11 protein-coding genes are annotated in these 14,084 nt (G+C 73.4%); 8 read left to right on the top strand and 3 right to left on the bottom strand.

What is annotated here, in order from left to right; genetic code table 11:
• Nucleotides 1-197: 197 nt before the first annotated feature.
• Nucleotides 198-728, bottom strand: a complete 531-nt coding sequence (locus I6A81_RS26400; protein WP_203006659.1) for a pyridoxamine 5'-phosphate oxidase family protein — start codon at nt 726-728, stop codon at nt 198-200.
• 170 nt (nt 729-898) lie between these two features.
• Nucleotides 899-1,207: an antibiotic biosynthesis monooxygenase family protein gene (locus I6A81_RS26395; protein ID WP_203006660.1), complete on the bottom strand. Its 309-nt coding sequence runs from the start codon at nt 1,205-1,207 to the stop codon at nt 899-901.
• Nucleotides 1,208-1,353: 146 nt separating this feature from the next.
• Here I6A81_RS26395 and I6A81_RS26390 point away from each other — a divergent pair, with 146 nt between their 5' ends.
• From I6A81_RS26390 to I6A81_RS26360, 7 genes are all read left to right on the top strand, one after another.
• The gene (locus I6A81_RS26390) at nt 1,354-2,022 is read left to right on the top strand and encodes a TetR/AcrR family transcriptional regulator (protein WP_203006661.1); all 669 of its coding nucleotides are present in this window, start codon (nt 1,354-1,356) and stop codon (nt 2,020-2,022) included.
• A gap of 215 nt (nt 2,023-2,237) precedes the next feature.
• Nucleotides 2,238-3,434 carry an ROK family transcriptional regulator gene (locus I6A81_RS26385; protein WP_203006662.1) on the top strand — a complete coding sequence of 399 codons (1,197 nt, stop codon included), beginning with the start codon at nt 2,238-2,240 and terminating at the stop codon, nt 3,432-3,434.
• A gap of 152 nt (nt 3,435-3,586) precedes the next feature.
• A complete protein-coding gene (locus I6A81_RS26380; protein ID WP_238430671.1) occupies nt 3,587-5,134 on the top strand; it encodes a sugar ABC transporter ATP-binding protein in 1,548 nt (515 codons plus the stop codon).
• A gap of 287 nt (nt 5,135-5,421) precedes the next feature.
• Nucleotides 5,422-6,441, top strand: a complete 1,020-nt coding sequence (locus I6A81_RS26375; RefSeq protein ID WP_238430672.1) for an ABC transporter permease — start codon at nt 5,422-5,424, stop codon at nt 6,439-6,441.
• A 242-nt stretch (nt 6,442-6,683) separates the two neighbouring features.
• Nucleotides 6,684-7,751 (top strand): substrate-binding domain-containing protein, encoded by a 1,068-nt coding sequence (locus tag I6A81_RS26370; protein WP_203006664.1) that lies wholly within the window; start codon nt 6,684-6,686, stop codon nt 7,749-7,751.
• A gap of 262 nt (nt 7,752-8,013) precedes the next feature.
• Nucleotides 8,014-9,249 carry a Gfo/Idh/MocA family protein gene (locus I6A81_RS26365; protein ID WP_203006665.1) on the top strand — a complete coding sequence of 412 codons (1,236 nt, stop codon included), beginning with the start codon at nt 8,014-8,016 and terminating at the stop codon, nt 9,247-9,249.
• 45 nt (nt 9,250-9,294) lie between these two features.
• On the top strand, nt 9,295-10,302 hold the full coding sequence (locus I6A81_RS26360) for a sugar phosphate isomerase/epimerase family protein (protein WP_203006666.1): 1,008 nt from the start codon (nt 9,295-9,297) through the stop codon (nt 10,300-10,302).
• Nucleotides 10,303-10,407: 105 nt separating this feature from the next.
• Here I6A81_RS26360 and I6A81_RS26355 read toward each other — a convergent pair whose 3' ends face one another.
• Entirely contained in the window at nt 10,408-11,760 is a 1,353-nt protein-coding gene (locus tag I6A81_RS26355) for an aminotransferase class I/II-fold pyridoxal phosphate-dependent enzyme (protein WP_203006667.1), read from the bottom strand.
• 447 nt (nt 11,761-12,207) lie between these two features.
• Here I6A81_RS26355 and I6A81_RS26350 point away from each other — a divergent pair, with 447 nt between their 5' ends.
• A complete protein-coding gene (locus I6A81_RS26350) occupies nt 12,208-13,971 on the top strand; it encodes a GGDEF domain-containing protein (RefSeq protein WP_203006668.1) in 1,764 nt (587 codons plus the stop codon).
• Nucleotides 13,972-14,084 lie beyond the last annotated feature (113 nt).

Below are 14,084 nucleotides of genomic sequence, written 5' to 3'. Positions count from 1 at the left end.
CGCGACGACCGCGCCGGCGGGGCACCGCGCGGTCGGCGCGGGGCGCTACCGGGCGCCGCTCCAGTCGAGGAGTTGGACGATGACGCCGTCGAGGTCGCGGACCTGGCGCCACCGCGGACCCGGCCGTTCTCGCCCAGCCAGCCATGACGGTCGCCGACGAACGCGCGTGGCCGGTGGCGCCTGGGCCCAACCGGCGGCTAGAACCGCCACCTCGTGGCGCCGCCGGGCTCGACGGTGGCGACCGCGGTCGCCGCGCGCGGCGACAGCCGGTAGACGTGCCACGGCGGCGGCCCGGCCGAGGGCGCGCTGAACTCGGCCGTCAGCGCCAGACCTGTGTCGTCGACGCGCGCTGGCCATCCTTCCGCGGCCCAGCGCGCCGCCAGGTCCGCGACGGTGGCCGGATCGGTGACCACCTCGGCCACACCGGCCACCGTGAGATCGAACTCCAGCGCAGCCAGGCTGAGCACGCAGCGTGGATCACGGGCGAGATTGCGGCCCTTGCGGGTGCCTTGGCCGGTCTCGAACCAGAAACAGCCGTCGACCCAGAGCGCGCCGATGCCGGTGACGTGCGGACTTCCGTCCGGGTTGGTCGTGGCCAGCCAGCAGGTGTGCCGATCCGGGCCACCGGTGCCGGGGGCCTGGGTCAGTCCCGCCCCAAGCCGGTCCTCGATCCCGGACCAGTCGAGCAGCGGCGAGTCGTACAGGTCGGCAAGATTGATCGCTTCCATGGTTCTTCCGACTCCGCGGAACGTCAGGACTCATCGCGACGGTGGCCGGCAGGCCACCGCGCTCCGGACGCTCAGGCCCGGCTACCTCCGGGTGGAACGGCGGGCGAGCGACCCCGGCCAGGAGCCGCGGACAGGCTCGGGCGGGCGGGCCCGCTACCCGACCTGGCCCGCTACGCGGCCTGGCCGTCGTTCACGACCTCGTACATGCCGGGCAGGGACGCGAAGACGTGCTGGCCCGGACGCGTGACGATCGCGCGGAACTCCTCGCCGTGGGCGTCCTGCCAGCGGTCGACCGACTCCCACTGGACGACGTTGACGTAGCGGTAGCGCGCGTCGGACCCGAGCGACCGGTGCAGCCGGTGGCTGAGGTAGCCGGGCTGCTTGCGCATGTAGGCGTTGACCTCCGTCCACAGGGCAAGGAAGTCCTCGTCGCGCCCGGGCGGCACCTCGAAGGAGTTGATGTAGGTCACGGTGGCCATGGCGGGCTCCCCTCAGGGTTGGATTCATAGGTGTGCTTTCATTGCACTAGTGTGCATTAACGGCACATCGATATACTCGCCACGAGCCAGGCGCCGTGTCAACGGGCGGCGCGGTCAGGCAGCGGACACGCCGCGAGGGAGCAGCGATGGGCGAACCGGAGGCGGGCCCGGGGCGGGCGGCCCAGCGCCGCCGCACCCGCAAGGCGATCGTGGACGCGGCCACCGAGCTGGTCGCGAAGGGCGAGGAGCCCTCCGTCACGGACATCGCGCGGGCGGCCGACGTGTCGCGCCGCACGATCTACACCTATTTCCCGAGCATCGAGCAGCTCCTGCTCGACGCGACGCTCGGCGCGCTCAGCTCCACCCACGTGGACGCGCCCATGGCCGCGGCACCGATGGACACGGACGACCCCGCCGCCCGGACCGTGAAAATGATCGACGCCCTGACCAGGGCCACCGCCGACTTCCTGCCGCTGGGCCGCAAGATGATCAGACTGACGGTCGAGACGCCGGAGCCCGAACGCTCCGACGACCAGCCGCGGCGCGGCTACCGCCGCGTCGAGTGGATCGAGCGGGCGCTCGAGCCGCTGCGCGACCGCCTCGGCCAGGACGCCCACGAGCGCCTCGTCTCCGCGCTCACCATGATCGTCGGCTGGGAGGGGCTGATAGTGCTGCGGGACGTCCGCGGGCTCGCCCCCGAGCAGGAGCGCGCGGTGGTGGCCTGGGCGGCCCAGACGCTCATCGACGCCGCCCTGGCCGAGTCCGCCGACACCGAGTCCGCCGACACCGACGGCCACCCCCCGGCGACCGGGTAAGGCGCGCGGTCCCGGGCGCGGCTCCACCGCCCCGCCAGCCGTGGAGCCGGCCGGCGGGACAGCGACGCCCTCGATCGAGGATCGTTGGACGGGGAAGGCTGGCCGCTCGGGCTCGTAAGATCGGGGCCGGCCAGTGGCCTCCTCTGGCCGCGCGCCGGGTGCTTCCCCGCCGGGAGGCGGCCGGCGCCACCGGGCCCCGCACGACAGGAGCCGCCATGGCCTCGACCCTCGCCGCCGGCGCGGAGAACGCCACGCAGGCGCGCATCCTGCGCCACCTCCGCGACGGCGGCCCACTGTCCCGCGTCGAGCTGGCGGAACGCATCGGCACCTCGCGCACCACGGTGGCCACCGAGGTGAGCCGGCTCGCCGAGCTGGGCCTGGTGGACGACATCGGGCCCGGTGTCTCCCGGGGCGGGCGGCGCGCGACCCTCGTCGACCTGGCGGGGCGCCTGCGCTTCGTGGGCGTCGACGTCGGCGCCACCTCGCTGACCGTCGGTGTCACCGACGGCCGGCTCCAGGTCCTCGTCCAGCGCGAGGAGGAGCTCGACGTGCGCCGAGGAGCGGAGCACGTGCTCGGCCGGGCCCTGGAGCTGACCCGCAAGCTGCTCGCCGAGCAGCACCTGACCAGGCCGGCGGGGCTCGGCATCGGGCTGCCCGGGCCGGTGAACTTCCACGCCGGCACCCCGGTCGCTCCGCCGATCATGCCGGGCTGGGACGGCTACCCGGTGCGCGAGGTGCTGGCGCGCGAGCTCGGCTGCCACGTGCTGGTCGACAACGACGTCAACGCGATGGCGCTCGGCGAGCTGCACGCCGGCGTCGCCCGGTCGGCCAGGGACTTCCTCTTCGTCAAGATCGGGACAGGGATCGGCTGCGGGATCGTGGTCGACGGCCGTCTCTACCGCGGGGTCGACGGCTGCGCCGGCGACATCGGGCACATCCAGGCCGAGGAGTCCGGGCCGGCGTGCGCCTGCGGGAACTCCGGCTGCCTGGAGGCGTTCTTCGGCGGGGCCGCGCTGGCCAGGGACGCGGCGGCGGCCGCCCGCTCCGGCCGCTCCCCGGAGCTCGCCGCGCTGGCCGCCGCGAGCGGCGCCCCGCTGACCGCCGCCGACGTCGGCACGGCGGCCCGGCACGGCGACCAGGCCGCGCTCGCGCTGATCCGGGACGGGGGCCGGCGGGTCGGCACCGTGCTCGCCGGCCTCGTCTCGTTCTTCAATCCCGGCCTGGTCGTCATCGGCGGCGGCGTCTCGGGGCTCGGGCACCTGCTGCTCGCCGAGATCCGCGGCGTGGTGTACCGCCGCTCGCTGCCGCTGGCCACCGGCAACCTCCCGGTGGTGCTCACCGAGCTGGGCGACGCCGCCGGCATCGTCGGCGCCGCCCGCCTCGCCAGCGACGCCCTCTACTCCCCCGACTGACAGCCCGGTCCAGCCAGTCGATCAAGAGCATCGTCAACTCAGACTTTCGTCAATGACTTTGAAACTTCTGAAGATTGCCTCTTGACCTGACCCCGGCCGATCTCTAACTTGACTTCTGGCCGATCGAAGTCAGGGAAGAAGTGGCATAGATCATGGGCTCGACGCTGGACAGTGACCCCGCTTTACCGAACACGCAGGATCCGCTGCTCGACGTCACCGGCGTCGTCAAGCTGTTCCCCGGCGTGCGCGCGCTCGACGGCGTCGACCTGGAGGTGCGGGCCGGCGAGGTGCACTGCCTGCTCGGCCAGAACGGGGCCGGCAAGTCCACGCTGATCAAGGTGCTGTCCGGGGCGCACCAGCCCGACGCCGGCACGATCCGCTGGCGCGGCGAGCGGGTAGGCCTGCCGACCCCGACCGCGGCGACGAGGCTCGGCATCGCCACGATCTACCAGGAGCTCGACCTGGTCGACGGGCTGTCCGTCGCCGACAACATCTTCCTCGGCCACGAGCTGTCCCGCGCCGGGCTGTCCCGCCGCGGCGCGATGAACGACGCGGCGCGGGCGCTGCTGACCCGGCTGGGCCACGCGGACATCCCCGTCACCCGCGAGGCCGGGCGGCTGTCCGCGGCCGGCAAGCAGGTGGTCAGCATGGCCCGCGCGCTGTCCCACGACGCCCGGCTGATCATCATGGACGAGCCGAGCGCGGTGCTCGACGCGGACGAGGTCGACAACCTGTTCCGGGTGATCCGGGACCTGACCGAGCACGGCGTCGCCGTCGTCTACATCTCGCACCGCCTCGCCGAGATCCGCCGGATCGGCGACCGGGTCACGGTCCTCAAGGACGGCCGCACCGTCGCCCGCGGGCTGCCGGCGCGCACCACCTCGACGGACGAGGTCATCCGGATGATGACCGGCCGCGCCATCGAGCACGCGTTCCCGCCGCGGGTCGGCCCGGCACCGGGCGCCGCCGAGGTGCTGCGGGTCGACGGCCTCGGCCGGCCCGGCGAGTTCCACGACGTGTCGTTCACCGTGCGCGCCGGGGAGATCGTGGGGCTGGCCGGGCTCGTCGGCTCCGGCCGCTCGGAGATCCTCGAGACGGTCTACGGGGCCCGCCGGGCGGCGGAGGGCGAGGTGCGGGTCGCCGGCCGGCGGCTGCGCCGCGGCTCGGTCGGCGCCGCGGTCTCCGCCGGCGTCGGGCTGTGCCCGGAGGAGCGCAAGAGCCAGGCCCTGCTGCTCGACGAGCCGGTCTACCGCAACATCACGCTCGCCACGCTGGCCCGGTTCGCCGCCGGGCCGTTCACCCGGGAGGGCCACGAGTCGGCGGCGGCCCGCGAGCAGGCCGTCGCGCTCGACATCCGGCCCGCCGGGGTCGCCCGCCCGGCACGCACCCTGTCCGGCGGCAACCAGCAGAAGGTCGTGCTGGCCCGCTGGCTGCTGCGCGACTGCCGGGTGCTGCTCCTCGACGAGCCGACCCGCGGCGTCGACGTCGGCGCCCGCGACGAGATCTACACCCTGATCCGCCGACTGGCCGCCTCCGGGGTCGCCGTGGTGCTGGTCTCCAGCGAGGTGCCCGAGGTGATCGGGCTGGCCGACCGGGTGCTGGTGGTCGCCGCCGGCCGGGTGGTGCACGAGGCCGCCGCCGCCGACATCAGCGAGTCCCAGGTCCTCGACCTGGTCATGGAGGAGGGACGGGTGGCGTGAACGAGCCACGCACGACCGGGGCCCCCGCCGCGGTCCCCACGCCGGCCGAGCCCCTGGGCCCGGCGCCGGCCGAGGCCCTGGGCACCCCACCGCCGGTCGCGGCGGCGCCGCCCGACGCGCCGCCCGACGCGCCGGCCGACGCGCCGGCCGACGCGCCGCCGACGGACGAGCGGGCACGGGTCGAGCGGGCCGCCCTGGAGGCCGACGCCGCTGTCACCCCCGGCGTCGTCGACGCCGGCGCGGGCACGGGCAGCGCCGTCACGGGCGTGGCCGGTGCCGTCGCGGGCCTGGTTGGCGGGGCCGGCAAGTCACCGGCGGCCGGCGCCGGCCGCCGGGCGGCGCTGGCGCGGCTCCTGGGCGGCGGGGCCGGCCGGAACCTGGGCCTGGTCGCGGCCCTGGCGCTGATCTGCGTGATTGGCCTGATCACCGCCGGCGACCGGTTCGCCAGCACCGACAACGCGCTCACCATCCTGCGGCTGGCGTCGGTCATCGGCGTGGTCAGCATCGGCATGACGTTCGTCATCGCGGGCGGCGGGATCGACCTGTCGGTCGGCGCGATCGTCGCCCTCGCCTCGGTCTGGTCGACCACGCTCGCCACCCAGAACATGGCGAACGACTCGACGTTCCTGCTGATGGTGTTCGTGGCGCTGCTGGTCGCCACCGGCTGCGGCCTGGTGAACGGCGTCCTCGTCGCCTACGGCCGGATCGTGCCGTTCATCGCGACGCTGGCGATGCTGGCGTCCGCCCGCGGGCTGGCCGAGGAGATCTCGAACCGGCAGACGCAGGTGGTGCGGGTCCAGGGGTTCCGCGACTTCTTCCGCGCGGAGCCGGGCGGCATCCCGGTGCTGGTCATCATGTTCGCGCTGGTCGCGCTCGCCGCCTGGGTGGTGCTGAACCGGACCACGTTCGGCCGGCGCACGTTCGCGGTCGGCGGCAACCCGGAGGCGGCCCGGCTCGCCGGCATCAACGTGCGGCGCCAGACCCTCTGGCTCTACACGCTGCTCGGGTTCTGCTGCGGCATCGCCGCCATCATGATCACGGCACGGACCACGTCCGGGACCTCCACGCACGGCCTGCTCTACGAGCTGGACGCGATCGCCGCGGTCGTCATCGGCGGCACGCTGCTCTCCGGCGGCCGCGGCACCATCGTCGGCACGGTCCTCGGAGTGCTGATCTTCACCACGGTCAGCAACATCTTCACCCTCAACAACCTGACGACCTCCACCCAGGCCATGGCGAAGGGCCTGATCATCGTCGCCGCCGTCCTGCTCCAGAAGCGGCTGGCCAGGGAGAGCTCTCGAACGTAGCGGCCCCCGCGGCAGAACAGCCCACCCCTGCCCAAGCGCCAACCCGCCCCGTGCGCCAACCCGGCCCACGCGCCAACCTGGCCCGCGAACCGCGACCTAACAGACCAAATCAACCCACAGCCGTCCTAAACCAGCCCAAAACAGGACCGGAGCGGGCGCTCAGCGCCCGACAGGCGGAACGGCGATGGTCGCCCCTGGGCGACCTCGAGCCGACCGCCGAACGACGAAGAGGAGGAGTGGACATGGCACAGGTCAGCGGCATGATGCTCGGCCGGAGGCGGTTCCTGGTCGGCGGTGCCGCCCTCGGCGCGGCCGGCGTCGCCGCGCTCACCGGCTGCACCAGCAACGACGACGACACCGCCGAGAACGCGAACGTCTCCACCGGCGGTGGCGACAACGCCGCGCCCGGCAAGCAGATCACCATCGGGTTCTCCGCGCCGGCCGCCGACCACGGCTGGATCGGCGCCATCACGACGAATGCCCGCGCCCAGGCGGACGTGCACTCGGACGTGGACTTACAGGCGACCGAGGGCACCAACGACCTCAGCCTGCAGATCAGCCAGGTGGAGACGCTCATCAATGACGGCGTCGACGTGCTGGTGATCCTGCCGCACGACGGCAAGGCGCTGACCGAGGTGGCCCGCAAGGCGATGGACGCCGGCATCCCGGTCATCAACCTGGACCGCGTCTTCGACAGCCCGCTGGCATACCGGACCTGGATCGGCGGGGACAACTACGGCATGGGCGTCGCCGCCGGCAATTACATCGCGGCGCGGCTGAAGGACAACGGCGTTACCAACCCGGTCATCGCCGAAATCCCCGGCATCGACAGCCTGCCGCTCACCCAGGAGCGCAGCAAGGGCTTCAGCGACGCGCTCGCGGCCGCCGGCCTGAAGGTCGGGCCGCGGGTGCCGGCCGAGTTCACCGTCGAGACCGGGGAGCGGGCCGCGGCGAACCTGTTGCAGGCCGCGCCCCGCATCGACGCCCTCTGGAACCACGACGACGACCAGGGCATCGGCGTGCTGTCCGCGATCGACGCGGCCGGCCGGGACGAGTTCTTCATGGTCGGCGGCGCCGGCTCCAAGGATGTCATGGAACTGATCAAGGCCGACGACGGGGTGGTCAAGGCGACCGTCACCTACCCGCCGTCGATGGCGTCCTCGGCGATCAACCTGGCCCGGCTGGTGGCACAGGGCCGCACCCTGTCCGACCTGGTCGAGAACGACGTGCCGTCGTCGATCACCCTCGCCTCGGCCACGATCACCAAGGACAACGTCGACAAGTACCTGAAGTTCGGCTTCGCCTCCTGACGCACCCGGGATCTGGTGGATCTTGGCCGGGTCGAACCGGGTCCCGGCCCGGCCGGATCGGGTCGGCCGGGCCAGGAAGGTTGGGTCAGCCGGGCCGGACCGGGCCGGCTGCGCCGCGCCTGATCGGACGGCCGAGTCGGGCCGGACGGGCCGGCCGCCCCACATCCGCGCCCGGCCCGCGCGCACAAGATCCACCAAGATCCGTCGGATGCGTCGCGGGCCGACCACTACCGACCGAAGTCCCCTACCAGGAGATCTCTCGATGACGGAACGACAGCGGCTGGGCGTCGGGATGGTGGGCTACGCCTTCATGGGCGCCGCCCACTCCCAGGCATGGCGTTCGGTGAACCGGTTCTTCGACCTCCCGCTGGAGGTCGATCTCGCCGCGGTGTGCGGCCGGGATCAGGAGAAGGTCGCGGCCGCCGCCGTGAAGCTGGGCTGGCGCACGCACGAGACCGACTGGAAGGCGCTGCTGGCGCGCGACGACGTCGACCTGGTCGACATCTGCACGCCAGGCTCCAGCCATGCCGAGATCGCGCTCGCCGCGCTCGCGGCCGGTAAGCACGTGCTGTGCGAGAAGCCACTGGCGAACACCGTCGAGGAGGCGCGGGCGATGGCCGAGGCCGCGCGCCGGGCCGAAGCGGCCGGAGTGCGCTCGGCGGTCGGTTTCAACTACCGCCGCATCCCCGCCGCCACCTTCGCCCGCGACCTGGTGGCCGCCGGCCGGCTCGGCACCCTGCGGCACGTGCGTGCCGTGTACCTGCAGGACTGGCTCGTCGACCCGGAGTTCCCGCTGGCCTGGCGGCTGCGCCGGGAGATCGCCGGATCCGGCGCGCTGGGGGACATCGGCGCGCACATCATCGACCTCACCCAGTTCATCAGCGGCCAGCGGATCAGTGGCGTCTGCGCGCTCACCGAGACGTTCGTGCGGGAACGGCCACTGCCGGCGGCTTCCGGCCTGTCAGCCACCGGCCTGTCAGCCACGGGGCTGCCGGCCACCGGCTTGACCACGGCCAGGCAGGCGGCGACCGGGCAGGCCGGGGCCACCGGGGCGGTGACGGTGGATGACGCGGCGCTGTTCCTGGCCCGGCTCGACGGCGGGGCGCTCGCCAGCTACGAGGCGTCCCGGTTCGCGCTCGGCCGCAAGAACGGGCTGCGGGTCGAGCTGAACGGCTCCGAGGGCTCGCTGGTCTTCGACCTGGAACGGCTCAACGAGCTGGAGTTCTACGACGGCCAGGCCGACGGCGACGTCGCGGGCTTCACCCGCGTCCTGGTCACCGAGCCGAGCCATCCCTATCTGGACGCCTGGTGGCCGCCCGGCCATGGCCTCGGTTACGAGCACTCCTTCACCCATGAGATCCGCGACCTGGTGGCCGCCATCGCCGACGGGACCCCACCGGCCCCGAGCTTCGCCGACGGCCTGCAGGTGCAACTCGTCCTCGACGCGGTCGACCGCAGCGCGGCGGACGGCTCGCGCTGGACCCTCGTCGAGAGCTGACCAGGGCCCGTCGAGAACCGACCAGGGAAGGGAAGTACGGAGATCATGGCGCGACCGGTCACCCTGTTCACCGGCCAGTGGGCGGACCTGCCGTTCGAGGAGGTCGCCCGGCTGGCGGCCGGCTGGGGCTACGACGGCCTGGAGATCGCCTGCTGGGGCGACCACCTCGACGTGCGGCGGGCCGCCGAGGACGACGCCTACGCGCGGTCCCGGCTGGACATCCTGGAGAAGAACGACCTGAAGGTCTGGGCGATCTCCAACCACCTGGTCGGGCAGGCGGTCTGCGACGACCCGATCGACGTCCGGCACCGGGACATCGTGCCCGCCCGGGTGTGGGGTGACGGCGCCCCGGACGGCGTGCGGGCCAGGGCCGCCGAGGAGATGATCGCGACCGCGCACGCGGCGGCCCGGCTCGGGGTGCGCACCGTGGTCGGCTTCACCGGGTCGGCGGCGTGGAAGTACGTGGCGATGTTCCCGCCGGTGTCGCAGGAGCTGGTCGACGCCGGGTACCGCGACTTCGCCGACCGGTGGAACCCGATCCTCGACGCGTTCGACGCGGCCGGGGTCCGGTTCGCGCACGAGGTGCACCCCAGCGAGATCGCCTACGACTACTGGACGACGGTCCGGGCGCTCGAGGCGATCGGCCACCGGCCGGCGTTCGGCCTGAACTGGGACCCGAGCCACTTCGTCTGGCAGGACCTGGACCCGGTGGGATTCCTCTGGGACTTCCGGGACCGGATCTACCACGTCGACTGCAAGGACGCGAAGCGGCGGGTCGGCAACGGCCGCAACGGCCGGCTCGGCTCCCACCTGCCGTGGGCGGACCCGCGGCGCGGCTGGGACTTCGTCTCCACGGGACGCGGCGACGTCCCCTGGGACGACTCGTTCCGCATGCTGAACACCATCGGCTACGACGGGCCCATCTCGATCGAGTGGGAGGACGCCGGCATGGACCGCCTCGCCGGTGCCCCGGAGGCGCTGGCCTTCGTCCGCCGCCTCGCCGTCGACCCGCCGTCCGCCGCGTTCGACGCCGCCTTCAGCTCTGGCGGCTGACGCTCGGGCCACGGGCTCATCCCCTGTGGTCGTGGCCGGCGAGGATTCCGCGACCACAAGGTATGCGGCGGCGCGAGGTGCGTCCCGCGGGGGCGCGGCCAGGCGTCAGGCGGGGTCGGGGGCGGGCATCGAGCGGGAGGCGACCGAGGCCAGGTAGTCGCGCAGCTCCGCCTCGTCCTGTTCCAGGGTGACGCAGCGGAGCAGGGCCGCCTCGAGGCGGGCGAGGTCCCCGGCGGTGTGGCCGGCGGTCGCGCAGAGCCGGAGCCGCTCCCGGCCCTCCGGCACCGCGGGCGCCGGGACCGGGAGGACGTGGACACCCTCGTCGAGCAGCACCCGGGCCCAGGTGTAGGCGCGGGCCGAGGCGCCGAGCAGCACGGGGACGACCGGGCTGGTCGAGTCGTGGGACGTGCCCGCGGCCCGGCGCACGAGCTCCCCGAGCGCCGCGGAGTTCCGGCGCAGGGCCGCCAGGTGCTCGGGCTCGGAGACGAGCACGTCGAGCGTGGCCAGGATCGTCGCGGTGTTCGCCGGAGAGGTCGCGGCGCTGAACATGAACGGGGACGCGCCGTGCCGCAGATACGTGCCGAGCCCCTTCGTCCCGGCGACCACGCCGGCGACCGAGGGGAACGCCTTGCTGAGCGAGGCCGTGACGATGTCGAAACGGGCGATGTCGACGCCCTGCTCGGCGGCCGTGCCGCGGCCCTCGGCGCCGAGCACTCCGAGGGCGTGGGCGTCGTCCAGGAGCAGGAAGAAGCCGTGCCGCTCCTTGAGCTCGACGATCTCGGCGAGCGGGGCCTGGTCACCGTCCATCGAGTAGACACCCTCGACGATCACCAGCTTGCGGCCGTCGCGTGGGCCGTGCCTGGCGGCCAGCTCCTCGAGGTGCCCGACGTCGTTGTGTCGGAAGCGATGCACCCGCAGGCCGGCCAGCCGGCAGCCGTCGACCAGGCTGCGGTGGGCGAACTCGTCGACGAGCGCGAGGTCACGTGGCCCGAACAGGCCGCTGATCGCGGCCAGGTTCGCGTCGTACCCGGCGTTCGCCAGGACCGCGTCCTCGGTCCCGAGCCAGCGGGCGAACGCCGCCTCGGTCTCGCGGTGCAGGTCGGTGGTGCCGGCCAGCAGGCGGGCACCACCGGTCCCCGTTCCGTACCTCTCGACGGCGTCATGCGCGGCGGCAAGGATCTTGGGATGGCCGTTCAGCGACAGATAGCTGTAGTTGCTGAAAGAGATCAGGTCACGATTCCCGAAAGCGGTGCGGCGCCCGCCGCGGCCGCCCTGGGGAAGCCCGAAGGTGTAGAGCCCGTTTTGTCGGACCTCGTCGAGCCGGGAGAACCATTCCCGGACGGGCGCGCTGTCGAGCAGGCCGCCGGGCCGGACGGAGTCGCCGTATCGCTGGCCGGTTTCCCAGACGGGGTAGGGGTCGGTGGTGTAGGAAGCGACGGCCTCGTCACGATCGCCCATCCGACGCTTCCCCCGGTTTCGCTCACACGCCCGGCCGGTGTTCCTCCGACTTTCCGGGCCGGTGGGCGAGATTAGAGCGTAGTCGGCCGGAGACGACCGAATCACGGAGTCCGAGAAGTTCGTCCGTCGGCAATCCAGTCGTGCGGGCGATGTCGGTGGACGTTTAAGGAGCGCGTTACACGGCCGTCATCCGCGCGTTCCCAGCCAGTCTCGCGTCGATATGAGCGCGGTGCCACGGCCGCGATGTGAGCGCGGTGGCACGGCCGCGGCGGCGCCGCGGCCAGTCGACGCGGTCCGTGTCGCCTTCGGCACCTAACGGATAACTGCATAGGGTAATTCTCCGACTTGCGCTCTGTCGCGGTCCCGGCTAGAGCGGAATGAACAGGCTGGGCCGCGACGGCCCCGCGGGCAACGCCGAAGCCGCGGTCGCCTGGGGTGGGAGTGGAGATGGCTGGATTCGAGACCGCGCGGGCTCTGGGCCCGGACGCCTCACCCCAACCGGACGCGCCGTGGAACCCGACGGTCGCGCGTCGGCTGGTGGTCACCTTCCTGCTGGCGGCGCTGGCCGCGCTGGGCGCGGCGATGGCCCTGCCCCAGCAGGAGGCGACCCTGCTCGCGCGGGTCTGCGCGGGACTGGCCTGCCTGGTCGCGGCGGTCGTCGGTGCCTGGTCGGGCTGGCGGTGCCACGGTCCTGAACGTGGATGGCGACTGCTGCTCGCGCTCTGCTTCGCCGCCGAGGTACCGCCGAACCTGGCCCTGGCTCGGGCCCCGTCGCTGACGGGAGGCGTCATACCCGGTGTGTCCACGGAAACCGCCCTCTACCTGGCGTTGCTGGTGGTCCCGGTGAAGCTCGCCGCGCTCCTGATGATCCCGACCAGGCCGCTGGCCGCGCCCGACGGCGCGCCTCCGGGGTCAGGCCTGCTGTCGGACCGCCGCTGGCGGCTGGTAGTCGTGCTGGACAGCCTGCTGGTGGTCGGGGCGGTCCTCCTGCTCGTCTGGATCTGGTTCGGCCCCGCGGCCAGCGCCCAGACTCCGCTTTTCGCGCTGATGGGCAGCCTTGGCGGCGTCAAACTGGCCATGCTGGTCCTGGTTCTGCTGCTCGCGAGCTTCCGGCAGCCGCGACGTCCCGGGACCTTCGCGTTCATCGCCGCCGGCTTCATCGCGTACGAGCTGAGCAGCGTCCTGCTGACCGCCTCCGTCGTGCACGGGTGGAGCCACCTGCCCATCCTGACCGCGGGCCTCGTCGCCGGCCCGCTGCTGATCAGCCTCGCCTGCCTCACCCCGGCAGAGGGCGAGGAACCCCGGCCGACCACCCTGCGCCCGGGAGTCCTGTGGCTCCACACGGCCCTGCCGTACCTGCCCCTCGCGGTGATCGCCGTCGTGCTGCCCACCCAGTCCCACTCCGGGGTCGGGAAACACTTCCTGATCGCGCTGCTCCTGGCGGCGGCGCTGGTCCGGCTGCTGGTCAGCCTCGCCGACAACAGCCAGCTGCTGGCGCGCGTCCGGTACGCGGCGCTCCACGACCCGCTGACCGGCCTCGCCAACCGCACGCTGCTGACCGAAGGGCTCACGCGTGCCCTCGCCCGCCGCGGCCGCGGCCATCGGCCGGTGGCGCTCCTGTTCTGCGACCTCGACGACTTCAAGAAGATCAACGACAGTCTTGGCCACTCGGCGGGCGACCAGCTGCTGCGCACGACCGCCGACCGCCTCACCAGCACCGTGCCGGCCTCCGACATCGTGGCCCGCATCGGCGGCGACGAGTTCGCCATGCTCCTCACGGACGAGGCCGAGAACCCCGAGGCCGTGGCCCGGCGTGTCGTCGCGACCATCCGCGAGCCGGTCAGCCTGTCCGGCACCCGCCGCGCGGTCCACGCGAGCGCCGGGCTCGCCGTCGTGGCCCCGGGCAGCGGTCCGATCACCCCGGACATCCTCATGCACCGCGCCGACCTCGCCATGTACGCCGCGAAGCGGTCCAACAAGGGCGACGTGGCGGTGTATCCGCTCCAATCACGGGCCGCCGCTCCTGGCGCGGCCGGCGCCGGCGCGACGAGCCGCTTCCCGGGCACCGGCGGCGTTCCAAGCGCCGGCCGCTTCCCGGAGCCCGACGGCGCTCACCCCGACGGGACTTGCCCTGACGGGGCTCATCCTGACGGGGCTCACCCCGATGGGACTCGTCCTGACGGCGCGGCGGTGATCCGGGCGCGCTCGTAGCGCTGATCGCGCCTCGTGCGTGCCGGGACGCGGGCCCCCCCGCCCCCGGCGGCCCCCCCCCCCCCCGCCCACCCGGCCCGGGATGGGGGGCGCCCCCGGCGGGGGCCCCCCGC

Source organism: Frankia nepalensis, assembly GCF_016786325.1.
Lineage (GTDB): Bacteria > Actinomycetota > Actinomycetes > Frankiales > Frankiaceae > Pseudofrankia > Pseudofrankia nepalensis.
This window is presented reverse-complemented; position numbering and strand designations above follow the sequence as displayed.